This window comes from Steroidobacter flavus, from assembly GCF_042651805.1.
In the GTDB taxonomy this organism is placed as follows: Bacteria; Pseudomonadota; Gammaproteobacteria; order Steroidobacterales; family Steroidobacteraceae; genus Steroidobacter; species Steroidobacter flavus.
Genome location: NZ_JBHSDU010000003.1, coordinates 1,296,219 through 1,313,141, shown reverse-complemented (window position 1 = coordinate 1,313,141; position 16,923 = coordinate 1,296,219). Strand labels below are relative to the sequence as shown.

Annotated in this window: 21 protein-coding genes; 4 read left to right on the top strand and 17 right to left on the bottom strand. The window is 62.4% G+C overall.

What is annotated here, in order from left to right:
* Nucleotides 1-48 precede the first annotated feature (48 nt).
* The 14 genes from ACFPN2_RS11290 to ACFPN2_RS11225 form a co-directional block, all read right to left on the bottom strand.
* The gene (locus ACFPN2_RS11290) at nucleotides 49-498 is read right to left on the bottom strand and encodes a hypothetical protein (RefSeq protein ID WP_380596703.1); all 450 of its coding nucleotides are present in this window, start codon (nucleotides 496-498) and stop codon (nucleotides 49-51) included.
* 110 nt (nucleotides 499-608) lie between these two features.
* Nucleotides 609-2,018 (bottom strand): ATP-binding protein, encoded by a 1,410-nt coding sequence (locus ACFPN2_RS11285; RefSeq protein ID WP_380596702.1) that lies wholly within the window; start codon nucleotides 2,016-2,018, stop codon nucleotides 609-611.
* The gene (locus ACFPN2_RS11280; RefSeq protein ID WP_380596701.1) at nucleotides 2,018-2,737 is read right to left on the bottom strand and encodes a response regulator; all 720 of its coding nucleotides are present in this window, start codon (nucleotides 2,735-2,737) and stop codon (nucleotides 2,018-2,020) included. The genes ACFPN2_RS11285 and ACFPN2_RS11280 overlap by 1 nt, the downstream gene beginning before the upstream one ends.
* 119 nt (nucleotides 2,738-2,856) lie before the next feature.
* The gene (locus ACFPN2_RS11275) at nucleotides 2,857-4,566 is read right to left on the bottom strand and encodes a GGDEF domain-containing protein (protein WP_380596700.1); all 1,710 of its coding nucleotides are present in this window, start codon (nucleotides 4,564-4,566) and stop codon (nucleotides 2,857-2,859) included.
* A gap of 115 nt (nucleotides 4,567-4,681) precedes the next feature.
* Complete coding sequence (locus ACFPN2_RS11270; protein ID WP_380596699.1) at nucleotides 4,682-4,963, bottom strand: hypothetical protein; 282 nt, start codon at nucleotides 4,961-4,963, stop codon at nucleotides 4,682-4,684.
* A gap of 283 nt (nucleotides 4,964-5,246) precedes the next feature.
* Nucleotides 5,247-5,789 (bottom strand): GNAT family N-acetyltransferase, encoded by a 543-nt coding sequence (locus ACFPN2_RS11265; RefSeq protein ID WP_380596698.1) that lies wholly within the window; start codon nucleotides 5,787-5,789, stop codon nucleotides 5,247-5,249.
* Nucleotides 5,790-5,800: 11 nt separating this feature from the next.
* Nucleotides 5,801-6,607 (bottom strand): SAM-dependent methyltransferase, encoded by an 807-nt coding sequence (locus ACFPN2_RS11260; RefSeq protein WP_380596697.1) that lies wholly within the window; start codon nucleotides 6,605-6,607, stop codon nucleotides 5,801-5,803.
* Nucleotides 6,608-6,626: 19 nt separating this feature from the next.
* The gene (gene maiA / locus ACFPN2_RS11255; RefSeq protein WP_380596696.1) at nucleotides 6,627-7,265 is read right to left on the bottom strand and encodes a maleylacetoacetate isomerase; all 639 of its coding nucleotides are present in this window, start codon (nucleotides 7,263-7,265) and stop codon (nucleotides 6,627-6,629) included.
* Nucleotides 7,262-7,945: a fumarylacetoacetate hydrolase family protein gene (locus ACFPN2_RS11250; protein ID WP_380596695.1), complete on the bottom strand. Its 684-nt coding sequence runs from the start codon at nucleotides 7,943-7,945 to the stop codon at nucleotides 7,262-7,264. Before ACFPN2_RS11250 ends, maiA begins: the two co-directional genes overlap by 4 nt.
* A 31-nt stretch (nucleotides 7,946-7,976) precedes the next feature.
* The gene (locus tag ACFPN2_RS11245) at nucleotides 7,977-8,765 is read right to left on the bottom strand and encodes an HvfC/BufC N-terminal domain-containing protein (RefSeq protein WP_380596694.1); all 789 of its coding nucleotides are present in this window, start codon (nucleotides 8,763-8,765) and stop codon (nucleotides 7,977-7,979) included.
* A complete protein-coding gene (gene bufB / locus ACFPN2_RS11240) occupies nucleotides 8,762-9,613 on the bottom strand; it encodes an MNIO family bufferin maturase (protein WP_380596693.1) in 852 nt (283 codons plus the stop codon). The genes ACFPN2_RS11245 and bufB overlap by 4 nt, the downstream gene beginning before the upstream one ends.
* Before the next feature lie 88 nt (nucleotides 9,614-9,701).
* Nucleotides 9,702-9,956: a BufA2 family periplasmic bufferin-type metallophore gene (gene bufA2, locus ACFPN2_RS11235; protein ID WP_380596692.1), complete on the bottom strand. Its 255-nt coding sequence runs from the start codon at nucleotides 9,954-9,956 to the stop codon at nucleotides 9,702-9,704.
* A 150-nt stretch (nucleotides 9,957-10,106) separates the two neighbouring features.
* Nucleotides 10,107-10,427, bottom strand: a complete 321-nt coding sequence (locus tag ACFPN2_RS11230) for a BON domain-containing protein (protein WP_380596691.1) — start codon at nucleotides 10,425-10,427, stop codon at nucleotides 10,107-10,109.
* A gap of 48 nt (nucleotides 10,428-10,475) precedes the next feature.
* Entirely contained in the window at nucleotides 10,476-10,904 is a 429-nt protein-coding gene (locus ACFPN2_RS11225; protein ID WP_380596690.1) for a hypothetical protein, read from the bottom strand.
* 279 nt (nucleotides 10,905-11,183) lie between these two features.
* Here ACFPN2_RS11225 and ACFPN2_RS11220 point away from each other — a divergent pair, with 279 nt between their 5' ends.
* The 4 genes from ACFPN2_RS11220 (at nucleotide 11,184) to ACFPN2_RS11205 (ending at nucleotide 14,257) form a co-directional block, all read left to right on the top strand.
* Entirely contained in the window at nucleotides 11,184-12,614 is a 1,431-nt protein-coding gene (locus ACFPN2_RS11220) for a CHASE3 domain-containing protein (RefSeq protein WP_380596689.1), read from the top strand.
* A 162-nt stretch (nucleotides 12,615-12,776) separates the two neighbouring features.
* Nucleotides 12,777-13,163, top strand: a complete 387-nt coding sequence (locus ACFPN2_RS11215; protein WP_380596688.1) for a helix-turn-helix domain-containing protein — start codon at nucleotides 12,777-12,779, stop codon at nucleotides 13,161-13,163.
* Between the two features lie 53 nt (nucleotides 13,164-13,216).
* Nucleotides 13,217-13,861 carry a response regulator gene (locus tag ACFPN2_RS11210; protein WP_116807151.1) on the top strand — a complete coding sequence of 215 codons (645 nt, stop codon included), beginning with the start codon at nucleotides 13,217-13,219 and terminating at the stop codon, nucleotides 13,859-13,861.
* 12 nt (nucleotides 13,862-13,873) lie between these two features.
* Entirely contained in the window at nucleotides 13,874-14,257 is a 384-nt protein-coding gene (locus tag ACFPN2_RS11205) for a LytR/AlgR family response regulator transcription factor (protein WP_380596687.1), read from the top strand.
* A 227-nt stretch (nucleotides 14,258-14,484) separates the two neighbouring features.
* Here ACFPN2_RS11205 and ACFPN2_RS11200 read toward each other — a convergent pair whose 3' ends face one another.
* The 3 genes from ACFPN2_RS11200 to ACFPN2_RS11190 all read right to left on the bottom strand — a co-directional run bounded on the left by ACFPN2_RS11200 (nucleotide 14,485) and on the right by ACFPN2_RS11190 (nucleotide 16,858).
* On the bottom strand, nucleotides 14,485-14,727 hold the full coding sequence (locus ACFPN2_RS11200; RefSeq protein ID WP_380596686.1) for a hypothetical protein: 243 nt from the start codon (nucleotides 14,725-14,727) through the stop codon (nucleotides 14,485-14,487).
* A 210-nt stretch (nucleotides 14,728-14,937) separates the two neighbouring features.
* Nucleotides 14,938-15,192 (bottom strand): EF-hand domain-containing protein, encoded by a 255-nt coding sequence (locus ACFPN2_RS11195; RefSeq protein ID WP_380596685.1) that lies wholly within the window; start codon nucleotides 15,190-15,192, stop codon nucleotides 14,938-14,940.
* 34 nt (nucleotides 15,193-15,226) lie between these two features.
* Entirely contained in the window at nucleotides 15,227-16,858 is a 1,632-nt protein-coding gene (locus ACFPN2_RS11190; protein WP_380596684.1) for a M28 family metallopeptidase, read from the bottom strand.
* Nucleotides 16,859-16,923 lie beyond the last annotated feature (65 nt).

The window sequence follows — 16,923 nt, the reverse complement described above, 5'->3', positions numbered from 1 at the left end:
TAACTTCGGCAGCGACGGCGGTGACAGTCACCGCCGTCGCATCGCTCGTTAGTTGCTCGAGCTTTCGGTGGCCGCGGCATCCTTATCGCCGCGGTCATGCTTGCCGAAGCCACGACCCGGGCCGGGGCCACGGCCGTGCTCGTGCAGCGCTTCGAGTTTCTTCAACTGCGTTTCATCCAGAACTGCGCTCAGCTTGGTCTGCAGCTCCTGTTTGGCCTGCTCGCGCTTGGCCTTCATCTCATCGCGCGACGGGCGAGCAGCGCCGGCGGCACGCGCGGCTTCGAATTCAGAGCGCATCTTTTCGTGCTGCTCCTTCAGGATCTTCTCGACTTCGGTCTTCTGATACGAGTTCAGGTCGAGCAGCAGCGCCAGCCGGTCCATGTCCGGACCCGGGGCGACCCGCGCGGGCGGGGTGGTGGTCGCCGTCGTCGTGTCGGCGGCAAAGGCCACGCCGCTGGCAAGCCAGGCAAGCGCAAGCAGGGTGACTTTGGATTTCATTGCATCTCTCCATTGAGGGGCCTGAGAACACGCTTGCAGAATAAGTGGTCTCGAAAGCCAGTGCGGTAATCAATCGTTACCAACTGTGAAGGGTCAAAATCCCTGTGCGGTCAGTGGCTTGTGGCTTCGCGAGGCAGTGCCAGCCGGGCCTCCAGACCGCCCTCCTGACGATTGTGGAGAGATAGTGAACCTCCGTGCGCCTGCGCGATGTCCCGAGCGATGCTCAGGCCGAGGCCGGTGCCGCCGGTGTCCCGGTTGCGCGATTGCTCGAGGCGAAAGAACGGCTCGAATACTTTTTCCAGCATGTCTTCGGGAATGCCGGGGCCTTCGTCCTGGACTCGTAGCACGAGCTTCGGGCCGTCATCGATCTCGATCGTGGCGCGCACGCCGTGCCGGATCGCGTTCTGCACCAGGTTGCCGAGACAGCGTTTCAACGCGAGCGGTTTGCCGACGTACGGCGCTCGTGCTGTGCCGACGACGGTGACATCGCCGCCCAGCTCCACATGTTGCCGTTGCACGTCCAGCGCGAGCGCATTGATGTCGACGGGCACGGCCGCTTCGTCATCGTTCAGGCCGCGAAACACGCCGAGCGCGCCGCGGATCATGTTCGACATCTCATCCAGATCTTCGACCAGGCGTTGACGCAGCTGATCGTCGTCGATGGATTCGACGCGCAGTCGAAGTCGAGTCAGAGGCGTGCGCAAGTCATGTGACATCGCTGCGAGCACTTGAGTGCGGCTGTCGAGATAACGCCGCAAGCGCTCTTGCATGGCATTGAATGCTCGTGTGGCACGACGGATTTCTCGCGCGCCGCTTTCCTTCAGCGGCGTACCGGTCGCGCCGCGACCCACTGCATCGGCCGCGCGAGCGAGATCGCCGAGCGGACGAGTGATGGTACGCGCGACCGCATAGAGCACGATGCCCAGTGCCAGGGCGAGGAAACCGAGCTCGAAGAAAATCTGTCGCGGCAAGCGAGGGCCCAGGCGAGGCGCGATGGTGCGAAAGACGGCTTTGTCACCGTCCGGCAAAGTCACAGTGACGTCGAAGACCCGATCACGACGCGGCATCATGTTCGGCGGCGGCGGACCGGGCGGCGGTTCGTTAGGACGGAAAATGAACAGCGGAATGACGTCGCCGCGGCGGGCTCGCGGCGGACCGGTGGAAACTTTGTATTCCGAGCCGAGCTGACGTTGCAGATGAGCGGCGAACTGACGCTCCAGCGCGGCTTGCTCTGCATCCTGCATCCGCGGCGGGGGTGGGCGAACGTCGTACGGTGAGAGGCGTTGCTCGCGTAGTTTCAGGCGTGCATCGTCGCGCGCTTCCATCGACAGCCCCGCCAGATACTGGCTCGTTTCGGCGATGGTGTTCGCCGAGCTGCCGGCGCCGCTGTCGAGCAGCGCCAGCTCGCGACGCTCGCGCACGATGAGCAGGATAAACACGATCAGCATGGCGCCGATCACGGCCACTGTCGCTACGAACAGGCGCCCGAACAGCGTGTCCGGCAGCAGCGGTCGGGCCATTATTCCTGCTCGACGGGCACGCCCATCACATAGCCTTCGCCGTAAATCGTCTTGATGATTTTCGGCGAGCGCGCGTCGTCGCGCAGTACCTGGCGCAGGCGGCTGATGCGCACGTCGACGCTGCGATCGAAGGGATCGATGTCACGACCGCGCAGCAGCTCCATCAACTGCGAGCGCGACAACACTCTCGTCGGATGGGCCAGCAGAATGGAGAGCAGACGGAACTCGGCGCCGCTGAGCGCATGTTGTGAGCCGTCGATGTGTGTGAGCGAGCGCGCGGTGACGTCGAGTTTCCAATCGCCGAAGCGATAAACATTGACGGTGCTCTGCACGGGATCGCGCGGCATGTGGGCCGTCCGCCGCAGGATTGCTTTGATTCTTCCCACCAGCTCGCGTGGACTGAACGGCTTCGACAAGTAATCGTCGGCGCCGACCTCCAGGCCCACGACTCGATCGATTTCTTCGCCCAGCGCGGTGAGCATGAGAATCGGAATCTGGGACTGGGTGCGCAGCTCGCGCGTGAGCTTCAGGCCGTCTTCGCCGGGCAGCATCAGGTCGAGCACGATCAGGTCGACATGCGATTGCTCGAGCGCGCGGCGCATGGCTTTGCCGTCGGCGACCGCAGTGGCGCGATAACCGTTCTTCTGCAGGTAATCGCCCAGCAGGGTGCGTATTTCGCGATCGTCGTCGACGATCAGAATATGGCGAGAGTCGGTCATGGGATCACGTCGGGGGCCCGTTTCGCATCATGACCAATGACTGCTGAACGCGCCCGGGACTATTGTAACTAAGTGTTACGCCGAGGCGAGGAGCAACAGTGCGTAACTATTGCCCGGGCTCAGGCGTGACCGAGGTTACGGAGCTCGTCGTCGATGGGGGGATCCGGCTGCTCCTGGGGAACGATCTTGCCGTCATAGGGCAGCACGCGATCGCGGCCGGCGGCTTTGGCTCGATACAGCGCCGCGTCGGCATGCGCCAGCAGCTGACGCAGCTCGTAGCCCGACACTTCAGTCGATGTGACACCGAAACTGCCGGACACCTGGCAGCGCTCACCCTGGTAGGTGGGATCGATTTCGTTCAACGCCACGCGCAGTCGTTCGGCGCGTTGTTTCGCGTCCTCCAGGCCGCAGCCCGGCAGCACGATGCCAAACTCTTCGCCGCCGACGCGTCCGAAGATATCGCTGACGCGCAAATGACTCTGACAGGCGATCACCGCCTGGCGCAGCACATGATCGCCGGCGGCATGGCCGAAGCGGTCGTTGATGGATTTGAAATGATCCAGGTCGCACAGGACCACGCTGGCCTGCTGTTGTGACTTCCGCGCGGTCTCGAGCACGGCTTCGGCAAGCTGGATGAAACGCGGCCGGTTGGAGATGCCGGTCAAGCTGTCCACTTGTGACAATTTCATGAAATGCAGCTGCGAGCGCTTGGTCCGATAAGCCCACAGCGCAATGAACACCACGACCAGCATCAACAGCGCGATATACAGCCGGCTGGTTTCGGCGGCCTTGCTATCGAGCTGGCCCTGCAGCTGCAGCAGCTTGTTTTCCTGATTGAGCGCTTCGAGCTGCGATTTGGTCGACAAGGTGTTCGACTTCACGCGCTCATAGGCGAGCTGGCGCGCGGTCACGTCGTCGAGATAAGCCTTGTCCGCGGCGGCGGATTTCTTCAGGTAAGCGATGGCGCTGGTGATATCGCCATGTTTCTCCGCCTCTTCGTACAGCACGCGATACGCACCGATCAGCGGCGGTGTGAATTGATCCTTGACGGCGTGCTCGACCGCGCGCGATGCCATGCGCTGCGCATTGACGCCGGCGCCGCGCTGTTGATACGCCTGCGCCATCAACGATTCCCACTCGGAGATGCCGCGCGGATAGCGCGATTGCTCCACCTCGCTGTAATGTCGTTCGAGCAAGCTAATGGCGTCGTCCAAGCGATGCTCGCGCAGGAACAAACGCGCTTGCGTGGTGCGAATCGCGTTGGCGGCCAGCGATTCGCCTTGTTGTAAACAGGCGTTGATGGCGGCGGGCAGCGAAGGATCGTCCGCCTTGATCCGCTTGCTCTTACACAGGGCGTCGAGGCGGATCTGCTCGCCCCGGCATACTCCGCGGCCACGAGCGTTTTCTTTGACGACCAGCTGGGCGTAGTGAATACCCAGGTCGTACTCGCCTACCAGCGTGTAAAGATCGGCGGCCACCGACATGCCCTGCAAACGGGCGTCCGGGTCCGTCACCTCAGGCAATTTGTTCAACAGCTTGTTGAGTTGCAGGAACGCGCCTTCGTATTGCGTGGACAATGCACGTACATTCGTGGCGGTCGAGCCGGCGCGGAATTGCAGAGTCGGATCGCTCGCGCTATCGACGAGGGACTCCAGCAAGGGAATGGCTTTGGCGTAGTCGCCGGAATAGGCGAAGCGCCAGCCCTGCAAGTACTGCAGGTGTTCGCGCTGCTGCGCCGACAAGTCATTGAACTGGCTGTGCAGTTGATCGATCAGCCGGGTGAATTCGGCGGGGTCGACGCTTTTGACGGCGTCCGCCCGTTGCAACATGGCGGCAACATCTTCCGTCTCGGCCGCCAGGAGAGGCTGACCGGCGAACAGGCATAGAGAAGCGATTCCGCCCAACAGCCAGTGCCGGGCGGAATCTTTACGGACACGCGATTGTTCAACCCGCTCGGGCGACACGGTGAGCTGACAGTTCGAGACGTTTGTCTTCGGGCTCGTCGTCCTCAGGCTCTTCGTCCTGGGGTGCATGGACCAGACAGCAGACATTGTGGCTGGCGCCGATCAGCTCCTCGAGCTGACGCGGGCGCTGCTGCACGATGGCCGCCTGCACGGCCGGCTCGAGGCCCGACTGTGCCAGTTCCTGCGCCAGCTGCTCGCCGGTCAGCGACTGCAGCCGCGAGCTCTGACCCATTCTCTCCAACAGATCCACGACATTGGACACGATGCGCTCCTCCTCACCCCGATTGTTGTTGGGTACGACCGCTGCCCGTGCAGCTGGAGTTGTAATAAGCCTAGGACAATCGCCGCGGGCGGGCTCTCGAACGCTCCACAGAAACATTAACGCCAGCGGGGACAGTCGTGACTTAACAGAATTATGCCTGTTTCGAAGCCAACAGACGGTACAAGAATGATCCCGGGGCAACGAGCCGGACGGGCAGGGAGGCCGGTCCTACGCATCCCTGCGTCCCCGGCATTCGGGCGTCCTGCCCAGCATGAGCCGGTTCCTACCGCGCGTTCCGAAAGGCGGACGGCGGCGACCACGAATTGCGATGAACCGCCCAGGCATTCCCTTGCCCATCCGTGGCGTGGCCACGGCGTGCAAAGCCTACGCTAAGCACAGCCCGCTGCACAGCCACGTGGTCGGTTGCAAACTGCACCCACAGCTCATCCACCGGTAACTGCGCAAAGACTTGCTGGATCAGGCCGGTGAAGCCTTCCTTGGAATAGCCCCGGGCACGCGCCGCTTCGATGAACATCACGCCGGCTTGTACGCTCCGGTCAGCAGCATCCAGGTTTTGCAGGCTGCAAATTCCGACATCGGCTTGTGACGCCTTTTCCACCACGGTGAGAAACAGCTGCTCGATGGGCTGGCGTTGCATGCCGGCGAGCGCACTTCGAAAACTTCGGGCCGCACGTTCGGGCGCGAGGGGTGCACCGATGAAGCGCATGGTCTCGGCGTCCGTATACAGATGCTCAAAGAGCGGCGCGTCGGCGGCGACGATGGGGCGCATGCGCAGCCGGGCCGTCTCGACTGGAAACACGTGCACGGTGTTGCCACTCAGCCCTGTACGGCCAGTCCCAGATCGCGATCGAGCGCGGACAGACGCTCGCGGGTGTGATGATCGGGTTGCAATGGCTGTGCCGGCGGGATCACCAATGTGAAGTGCATGTCCGCCTCGGCGGTGGGCAGCTCGCCGAGTGGCACGCGAACGATCTTGGGGCGGAACGTGGGCAGCGTTGCTGCCTGATACAGGATCACTTCGTGGTCCAGGGGATAGTCGCGACTCAACACATCGACCAGCACCTGGCGATAAGCGGCGCCGGTGGAAAAACGTGTCAACGACTGATCGCCCGACAGCCCCACCTGCCACAGAATCAGATAGGCGGCCGTGTCGAGTCGGCGCCGGTTGAACATGAACTGACTGGCTTCGTAATGCTGGCAGCCATATTTGCCGGGATCGAAGCCCAGGTCGGCATACATGCAATCGGCCGCCGACACGCCCGGCTCCATATGCGCGCTGTAACCTTCGCTGCGCGCGATCTCGATGGCCTTGTGCGTCGGCCAGGCGAACACGCCGGGATGCCCGTAAAAGGCGGCACAGACGCGCTTGCCGGCGCGGACTTCCGCCAGCATCGTGTCCACCATTTCGCGGTAGGTGTCCATGCGCGACTTACCTTCGCGATACAGCGCCTGCAGGCTGCGCACGTCGCCGTTCATGCGCGCGATCCACATCTCGATGATGCCGTCGGACAGCCCGGTGAACACCACGTCGGCGTTCTGAATGTAATCGCGCGCCAGCGGCGTGAGGTGCGCTCCCAGGGTCATGCCGATCCCGACGCACACCAAACTTCCCGCTGGCTTCATGAATGTTCGCTCTGTGAGTTTATCTGGCGTCGGGCTGGACTTCCGGCCGTGCCGTGTCGAACGCGGGCAACGATTCCAGATGAGTCGTGATGGCGACCAGCGTCGGGAACGGCGTGAGATCGCAGTTGAAACGCCGTGCGTTGTACATCTGCGGCACCAGACACACGTCGGCCAGCGACAGGCTGTCGCCGAAACAATGCCGGCGCGTGCTGGAATGTTTCGCGACTTGCTGCTCCAGTCCGCGGAAACCTTCTGCAACCCAGTGTCGATACCAGGTATTCACGCCGTCGTCGTTCTGCGCCAGCTCCTGACGTAGATAATTCAGCACGCGCAGATTGTTCAGCGGATGAATGTCACAGGCAATCGCGAGCGCCATGGAGCGCACCTGCGCGCGAGCCAGCGGGTCGGCCGGCAACAGCCGCGGCTGCGGGTGCAGCTCGTCGAGATATTCGATGATGGCGAGCGATTGTGAGATCACGGTGCCATCGACCTCGAGCGCCGGAATCAAGCCTTGTGGATTGACCGCCAGATACTCCGGAGCGCGATGCTCGTTCTTCAGGAACGCCTTGGAAATATAGCCGTATTCCAGTCCCTTGAGGTTCAGCGCGATGCGCACCCGGAACGCGGCCGAGCTGCGAAAGTAGTTGTACAGCTTCATACCAAAGTCACTTTGAGCGTTTCCAGCCCGTCGACGCCGCCTTCCAACGCATCGTTCGGCTTGATGGCCGCGACCCCCGCGGGGGTGCCGGTATAGATCAGATCGCCGGGCGCGAGCTCGAACAGCGTGGACAGTTCGGCGACGATTTCCGGCACGTTCCAGATCATGTCCGCAATCGCACCTTGCTGGCGCAGCGCGCCGTTCACCTTGAGCCAGATCTTGCTGGCATCGAGCTTCACATCGTCGGCCGGCGTGATGGCCGTGATGGGCGCCGACCGGTCGAAGCCCTTGGCGGTATCCCACGGACGGCCTTTGTCTTTCGCTTCCGCCTGCAAGTCCCGACGCGTCAGATCGATGCCGACGGCATAACCGAAGACATGCGACAGCGCTTGAGAGATCCCGATGTTCGCGCCGCCCGTGCCGATCGCGACCACCAGCTCGATCTCGTGATGCAGATCGGAGGTGCGGGACGGGAACGGAATCCGCGCGCCGTTAGCGACGATGGCATCGGCCGGCTTGGTGAAGAAGAACGGGGCTTCGCGCTCCGGATCTTTGCCCATCTCCCGTGCGTGCGCCGCGTAGTTGCGACCGACGCAATAAATGCGATGCACAGGAAAGCGCTCGGTGCGCCCGACGATGGCGACGGCGGCGGGCGCCGGCGGCGGGAAAACGAAGGACATAGGCGGTGAGCGGGCGAAAAGTTGCGGGCCGCTAGGATACTCCGACGATCATTTGCTCGACCACCCAGCGCTTGAGCAAACCGGCGGCCTGGGCGGGCACGGCCTCGGCGTCGTGCCAGTTGCACAGCGTGTCGCAGAGCATTTCGAACGAGCCGCCGTTACGCATGACGTCCAATGCCGCACTCTCGTCCGGTGACAGCGAGCGGTACTGAGTCTTGAGCGCTTCGCGCCAGATCAGCCAGGACTGCGGCTCCTCGAAGACGACGGGTTCGGGCGGCGGGTCATCCGCCGACAGCGCCTTGAATAACACCGGCGCATTGGTGTGCATCGCCAGCACCTGCACTGTCGGATGAAACTGAAACGTCAGCGACGGCCATTGCTCCGGCGCGACTGCAGCCAGCGCGTCGATGCCGACGGCTTCGGCATCGGCGCCATCGAAAGCAGCGGCGATGGTCCACTCCCAGGTGGCCAGTTCGGCCAGCCAGGGCCGATCGGGAAACGATTTCGTCAGCAGTTGCGGCAGCCGATCGCCGAACCAGCGAATCGAGGGATAGCTCGACGGGCACAGATCGATGTATTCGCCGGCGAGCTCGGCGAATTGTTCTTTGCCGAGCAACTGTTGCAGGCGAGGCAGTGTGCTCGCCAGCGCCTCGGTCAGGCGCAGTCGATACGCTTCGGAATAAATGCTCAGGCGCAGCGTCGCAGGCACGCTCGCCGAGCCGTCGACCGCATCGACGATGCGCTCGTGACCATGCATGACATGGCGTTGAAAATCCCGCTGCAGTTCGGCCAGCGCGTGCGTGTCGTGTTGAGCGCTCATGCGGCGGACTTCGATTTCTGCGCGGTTGCCGTGATGTCGCGGGCTCGCTCGAGCTCCGCGAGCAAGACCTCCAGCTCGGGAATGTTGTCGTCGCGCTCGATCATCGTGGACACGGGGCCGAAGCGCTCGACAGCCGCATGAAACAATGCCCACACCGCTTCGCAGACGGGCTCATCGTGCGTGTCGATGAGATAGTTGCCCATGTTCCGATGGCCGGCGAGATGAAGCTGCTGGACGCGCTCCACCGGAATGCCGCGCAGATAAGCCATCGGATCGAAGTTATGGTTCACGCTGCTGACATACACGTTGTTCACATCCAGCAGCAGGTGACAGTCGGCGCGCTCGGCAATTTCGCGCAGGAATTCCCATTCGGTCATATCGGAGCGGGTGAAGCTCACATAGCTCGACACGTTTTCCAGCACCAGCCGGCGGCCGAGTCGTTCCTGAACGGCGGCGATGCGTGACACGACATGCTTGAGCGCCGCTTCCGTGAACGGCAGCGGCATCAGGTCGTGCAGGTTCACGCCATCGACGCCGGTCCAGCACAGATGATCGGACACCCACGCGGGCTCGACGCGGTCGGCCAGCGCTTTCACTTCGCGCAGATACGTTTCATTCAGCGGGTCGGTGCTGCCGATGGAGAGCGACACGCCGTGGAGCACGATTGGATATTCGGCGCGCAGCCGTTCCAGATAATGCAGCGGCTTGCCGCCGGGGAGCAGATAGTTCTCGGTCAGCGCCTCGAGCCAGCTGACGCTGCCTTTGCGCTCGCCGAGCAAGGCCTCGTAATGAGTCGGGCGGACGCCGAGCCCGAAGCCCAGCGGGGGATGAGAAGTCGATTTGGGCACTGAATACTCTCGAGCGATCAGGAAACGGCGCGGCCGCTGACGGAAGACCGCGCCGTCCTGACCCTATCAGACCGGGCCTGAAGCTGAATTATTTCTTCAGCTTGGCCTTGGCGGCGTCGCAGTCAGCCTTGCTCAGCATCAGGAAGCCGGTGCCCTTGCAGGCATTCTTGCCGGCGCAGGCATTGGCCGCCGTGGCGCAGGCGGTGGTGCCCTTGCACGCATTCACGCCTTCGCATTTCACCTTGGCTTCATCCGCCGCGCTGGCGGTCAGCGGCGCGGTGCTGAACATCACAGCGGCCGCGGTGGCCAGAGCGAGCGTAGAGAGTTTCTTGCCGTGGGTCATCGATGCCATCCCTCACATAAAAAATGGGCGCTTCGAAGGCGAAGCGCTGGGTTATACGCAGCCCCGCATCGTTCGGATTCAGACGTACGACATAACAAAAGGGCGGGTGATCGCTCACCCGCCCTCGGTGCCTTCCGCCTGGCAGGCGGGTTAACCGCCCTTGCGGATCTCCAGCGCGTCCTTGACGCTCTTGACGCCATCGACATCCCGCGCCAGTTGCAGCGCCCGGTTCCGAGCCTGGTCGGTCTCGACGAAGCCGCTCAGCTGGACCGTGCCCTTGAACGTCTCGACGTTGATCTGATGCGCCTTGGTCACCGGATCCTCGATGAGCTTGGCCTTGACCTTCGCCGTGACGACGCCATCGTCGATGGCCTGACCGGTCGATTGCTGCGTCGGGGTCGACGAGCAGCCGACGACGGTCGAAGCCATGATGGCGGCCAACAACAATGCCGCCGTGGTTTGCCGTGCCATATTCCCTCGCTCCTGAACTAATAAAAGTTCTGGTTGGTTGACTCTAGCTTAACCCGCGCCGTCGCGACGCGCTTCGGCCGCACGCTTGGCATTCTCCAGGTCCGCATCGGCGCGAGCTTTGCAGTCTTCCTGGGCGTTGCCTTGCAGGGCCTCGCACTTCTCGACAGCGATCTTATGCGTGGCTTCGGCGCGTGCTACGGCGACTTTGAAATCGCCTTGCGCGGCGGTCTCACTTGCGTCGCGGGCCTGATCGGCCACATCGTCCGCGTCGTGATCAGCCTGTGCATCGGCCACGTCCTTCTGCGCATCCGCCATCTTCTCCTGAGCATCGGCCTGCGCCTCTGTCACATCCTTGCGCGCTTCGGCTTGTGCATTCGTCACGTCATGCTGAACTTCGGAAGGCGACTCCGCCTTGTTGCAGCCCGCCAGCGCCAGGCCGGCTGCGGCGAGAATCAAATAAATATTGGTTCGGGTCATCTCACTATCCTCGTCTGTGACCTCGCGGTCTGTTGACTAAGTAACCACTCGTAGTAACCACTCGTACCGGCTGGAATCCTCCTGCGGAAGGGCCGGTTCCTCGTGGAATTCGCGTCGATAACGTGCCGATGTAATGCAAGGTTCCTCGCACAATCCGGAGCAATGGCAGTTTGCAATTGTTAGCAGGGGCATGGGGGGCGTCCGTCGGCCACGGCTGACGAAGGAACCAAGAAATGTTCACAGTCGTTGCTGGTCACAGCGGTCAGTGCACAGGAGTTCATGGGCGACGTTACTCAGAGCGGGCAGGTGCCGAATGCATCCCTGAACACACCGCCGGCGGCGTCCGGCGGTGTGCCGCTGCACGTGCGCATCGTGATCGTGATCTCGATCGCGTTGCTGGTGGTCAATGCCACCCTGCTGGTCATCAACGTCGGCGCAACCATCGATTCGCACGCTCAATACGCACGCTCGTACGAGATCAAGCGCTCGCTCAGCACGTTTCAATCGGTGATCACGGCGGCGGAATCGGGCCAGCGCGGCTATTTGCTTACCGGTCAGACGGGATATCTCGAGCCCTATTACGTAGCGATGCGCAGCTGGCGTAGCGAGCTGGAGAAGCTGCGCACGCTGACCGCCGATAACGCCGCCCGGCAAAAAGATATTGCCGACCTGGAGAGCCTCACCGCCGCGGCCGTCAGCCGCCTGAAGGCAACGATCAGTCGCAGTCCGCAGCCTGGGCCGAACGGCACGGCTGACGTTGCGGGCACCGAGCGCGCGACCACGACGATGGATCGGGTGCGAGGCATCGTCGATCGCATGATGGCGGAGGAGGACGCACGCATCGAAGCGTTGCGTCGAGAGGTGTTGCGCGACTTGCTGGTCGCCGGCGGGCTGGCATTGCTGACGACAGTCGTCACGGTCGCGGTGCTGATTGGCCTGAACAAACTACTTCGTAAATATGTGCGCGATCGGGAGACCGCCGAGAACGCGATGCTTGAGGCGAATCAGGAGTTGAACGAGCAGGTCGAGCAGCGCACCTCCGAGCTCACCGAACTGTCCCAGCACTTGATCCGCGTCTCCGAAGAGGAGAAGGCCAAGCTCGCGCGCGAGTTGCATGACACGCTGGGCAGCAATCTCACCGCGATCAACATGGACTTGAACTGGATTCAACGCCGTCTGCCCGAAGGCGCGCGTGAAGTGAAGGAACGTCTGCAACGGGCATTGAAAATGTTGAGCGAGACCGTCGAGCTCAAGCACGAGGTCATCGAAGGGCTGCGGCCCAGCCACCTGGACAACCTGGGGCTCGCCTTCGCCATGCGCTCACATTGTCGCGAGTTCACCCGTCGCACCGGCATCCCCTGCGAGGTGGACGTGCAAGAGGACTTCGATGACCTGGATCCGTCCTGGTCGATCGCGTTCTATCGGATCGCGCAGGAGTCGCTGACCAACATCGCCAAGCATGCGCAAGCGAGCAAGGTGCGGGTGATCCTGGCGCGCGAGGACGGCGGCATTCGCTTGCGGATCATCGACGACGGCGTCGGGGTCGCGGAAGAGTCGCTGAGCAAGCCCAAGTCGCATGGCATCGTGGGCATGCGGGAACGGATGCGTCAGATGGGCGGCCGTTTCCAGATCCGAAAACCGGATGAAGGCACCGGGACCATCGTCGAGGCGTTCATTCCAGCCACCAATGCGACTGCGATGTCGGCATGAAGCTGGGGTTTTGCCCCAAAGGGGTGCCATTGTGGGGTCGGCGTCAATACGTAGGAAACGTCTGACGGTACGAACTTCACTTTGTTGGGAACTTTTCCTTCCCCTGATGCCGTTGTGATCCATCGGGCCACGAGTGTAAAGCTGACCGTCAGGAGCGAGCGCATGGAGAATCATGTCGAAAGAGCGACCCACAACGATCATCGCGCCTATGCGGGCGATGACCAGGATTCGGGCGAGGAATCAGGGGTGGGTAGCGAGCGCACGCTAGCGCCGGCACCTGTGGCATTACGCATCCCGGTCGGCACCAACCTGGCCGACGTGGAGCGCTGGATGATATTCGCGACGCTGCAGAAATGCGGGGGAAACAAGACCCGCGCGGCGGCGTTGCTGGGGGTGAGTCTGAAGACTTTGTACAACCGCCTCAACGCATACCGTGCGCAAGGGCTGGCCATGGACCAGGGCCTGAATGACGGTCAGGACGTGGCCATCACCACCCTGCAGGGGGGCGACCTCCGTGAAGCAATGACCGAGGTACCACAACGATGTTGAACCCAACCGAACTAGGCTCTCGGGAGAACGAGGCCAGGGACGTGTTGCAAGCCATGCACACGCCGATCCGTGTATTGATCGTCGATGACCACGCCATCCTTCGCGCCGGTGTGCGCGAGATGCTGGCGGAAGAACAGGATCTGCAGGTCGTCGCCGAAGCCGGCTCCGCCGAGGATGCGCTTCAACAGTTGCGTAATGGCTTGCAGGTCGATGTCGTGGTGCTCGACATCACACTGCCCGGCCAGAGCGGCATCGATCTGTTGAAGCAACTGAAGCGCGATCAGCCGGAGCTGGCGATCCTGGTGCTGAGCATGCACCCGGAGCGCAGCTTCGCGGTCCGCTTGATGCGGGCCGGGGCGAACGGCTACGTGCCGAAGATGATCGTGCCCGAGGAGCTGGTGAAGGCCGTGCGAGCGGTCGGCACCGGGCGCCGCTACATCACGCCACTGGTGGCCGAGTTACTGGCCTCCGAGTGCGCGGCCGATGAAGAGGGCCCGATGCACAACCGGCTGTCGGAGCGCGAGCTGCAGGTGTTCACGCGTATCGCGCGTGGCGTCTCGCCGGCAGTGATGGCCAACGAGCTTGGCCTGAGCGTGAAGACTGTGAGCACGTATCGGGCGCGCATCCTCGAGAAGATGGGAATGCGCAGTAATGCCGAGATCGCGGCTTACGCCGTCCGCAACCAACTGGTGGAATGAGACAGTTGGATCATGACTGCCGGGGCCGAGCTGACGATCTATATCGTCGAGGATTCTCCGGCGGTCATGGAGCGGCTGGTGGAAGCCGTGGGTGACATTCCGAATGCCAAGGTGGTGGGCAGCGCCGATGCAGTCGCTGCCGCTATCGAGGGCATGCGCGTGTCACAACCTCGCGTGCTGATCCTCGACATCCAGTTACGTGGCGGCAGTGGCTTCCAGGTGTTGAAGCAATTGCGGGCCAGCGCTAGTCGACCCGAAGCAGTCATCGTAGTTACGAATCATCCATCCGATGATTACCGGATTGCGAGCCGAGAGTGCGGCGCCGATCATTTCTTCGACAAGGCTTCGGAGTTTCACAAAGTCAGAGAGGTGCTGTTGCAGATCGACGCTGCCTGAGAACATCCGTAGTCGCCGAAAATTTACGCAGCTGAATCACGGAACATACTCAGGATCCTGCGCGTCTGATGGTGCGTTGTGACGCAACTGAATTGAATTGGACCCTGCGCAACTCGTTACATGGACCTCCCCAGGACGATGGGGGCACCCGCTGAGAACCCATCGGACACCATGCTGACGGCTGCGCACTTCAAAGGCCGCGCTCAACAGGCGCGGCCTTCTTTTATTCAACGATCGCGATCTTCGTGGCTGATGTTCCGGCTCCACTCGGCCCGGCTGCGCGAGGAGTCGTATTCGACCGCCGTCTCCGAATGAGTGCTGCGACATTCGTCCTGCCAACGCACGACGACATAGCGGCCCGTGCGCAATTGCCACACGTCGCCCCGCAAATCCACGTCGCTGTCTTTGAGTCGGACCGGATCGCCGATACGCAGGCTGCTGCGCATCGCCTCGCTCATTTCGCTGCTCATGATGTCTCCTTACTCACCGCTATCGGCACGAGCAGTGCAGTAGGTTAGGGGCATCGATGTTGATGTTCGACTAGGGGAAAGCAGTAAGCCCCTAATTCATGCAGGGATTGAGCATTACGTCACGTGGCGGGCCGGCAGCGCGTGTGAGCGAAGTCACAGATCGCGGGCCGGAGGTTTTTAACAATATTCGTTGTCGCGCGAATAATCGCTTCAGCGGGAGTCGGTCCACCAGCCCATGAATTCTTCGAAGCTGATGGAGCCGTCGCCGTCCGCGTCGGTGAGCTCGAACGCCAGCAGGCATTCATCCTCGGACAGGTCCTGATCCAGCGTGTGTAACAGCGCGCTGAATTCCTGGTTCACGATCCAGCCATCGCCGTTGCTGTCGCAGGCGTCGAAGCTTTGTTTCAGCGGGCCCAGGTCGCTGGCATCCACATCGACATCTTTGATCTGATCCAGATCTGCCATGGCGCGTTCATCCTTAGTTGCGGCGGGTCGGATATTACTTCACCGTGTAAAATTTCTCCGCAAAGAAATCGCCATTCGTCCAACGCGGCGCGCCCGGCGCATTCGCCACGCTCAACGCGATCCGCAAATCGATGCGGGCCAGATCGGCGGCGGTCGGGTAATCAATCGGTAACATTAGATCGTCGCTGGGCTGGTGATAGTGCGTGGCCAGATAGGTCCGGCGCAGCTCATCCAGATCGACGCTCGGGTTCCTGGGTTGATAACCCGCGCTCAGCACCAGCGCCGGAATGCCGCGACGGATGAAAGAGAACTGATCGCTGCGGATGAATTTGACCTGCTCGGGCGCGGCATCGGCGCTCAGTCGATAGCCCTGCGCGGCGACGGCCTGCCTCGCCGCTGTTCCCAACGTGGAATGCTGTGCGCCGAGGGCCACGAAATCGAATACCGGCGTAAACGTCAGCGGCATGTCCACGTTGATGTTCGCGACCAGCTTCTTTTCCTGCGTCTGATATTGGCGCGCGAGGAAGTCTGAGCCGAGCAGGCCTTTTTCTTCGGCGGTCACGGCAGCGAAGATCACCGAGCGTCGCGGCTTCGCATTCGACGCATACAACGCGCGGGCGATCTCCAACATGACGCCGATGCCCACGGCGTTGTCATGCGCGCCGTTGTAGACGGCGTCGCCATTCACCGCTGTGCCCCGACCGAGATGATCGAGATGCGCAGTGATCACGACGTATTCATTCTTCAACTGCGGGTCCGAGCCGGGCAGCATGCCGACGACATTCGCGCTCTCGGTCTTACGCAGGCCAGTGGTCGCCGACAACGTCATCATGCCGGGCAACTCGAAGCCTTGCGGCGTGCCTTCTTCAGAGGCGGCCAGCGCCGTGGGGAAATTGCTTTGCGCTGTTTCGAACAGCTGCGCGGCGGCGTCGTGATTGAAACGGAAGCGCAGCTTCAAAGCGGGGAATGCGTTCTGGGGCTGGCCGGTTTCGTCGAGCCAGCGCATCTGGGGAATCCAGCTCATGGCGACGCGACGTTCCCAAGGGGTGCGCTTGGTGTCGGCTGTCGAATCGATGGTGATGACGCCAACGGCGCCGCGGTCGACCAGCGTGGACAGCTTGCGTTCTTCCCATGAGTAGTACGCGCGCTTCTCGTTCGGGAACTTGGCCGGCGCGCCGCTGAAGATCACGGCGATGCGGCCCTTCACGTCGATGTTCTCGAAGTCGTTGTAGTCGAGCTCGGGCGCGGAGATGCCGAAGCCGGCGAACATCATCGGTGCGCTGAGCGTGGAGCTGGCCGAGGAGAAGTCGGCGCTTGGCAGATAGTGGGTGCCGTACTCGAACGTGTATGTATCGTTGCCGCGAACCAGCTCGGCGGAGGAGCCTGGCAGCACTGGCGTCGCTTCCAGCAGCGGCACCTTTTGCAGATAGCTCTTGTCGTCGCCGGCCGGTTGCAGGCCGGCCTGGCGGAATTGCGACGTGACATACGCGGCGGCGATGTCGTAGCCGCGCGAAGCGGTGGCGCGACCTTCCAGCAAATCGGCTGCAAGAAATTCAACGTGACTGCGAATGGCGTCGGGCTGGACCTCGCTCCACGGGCCGCGCTCGGCCGCTTGCAGCGAGCCGGCGGCGATCAACGACAATAGAGCGGCTGACAATCCACGCATGATGTCTCGGGGTCGATGGCGAACGGGCGCAACAGTATCACTGACGCAGGGGTTTCGCTGGCGCG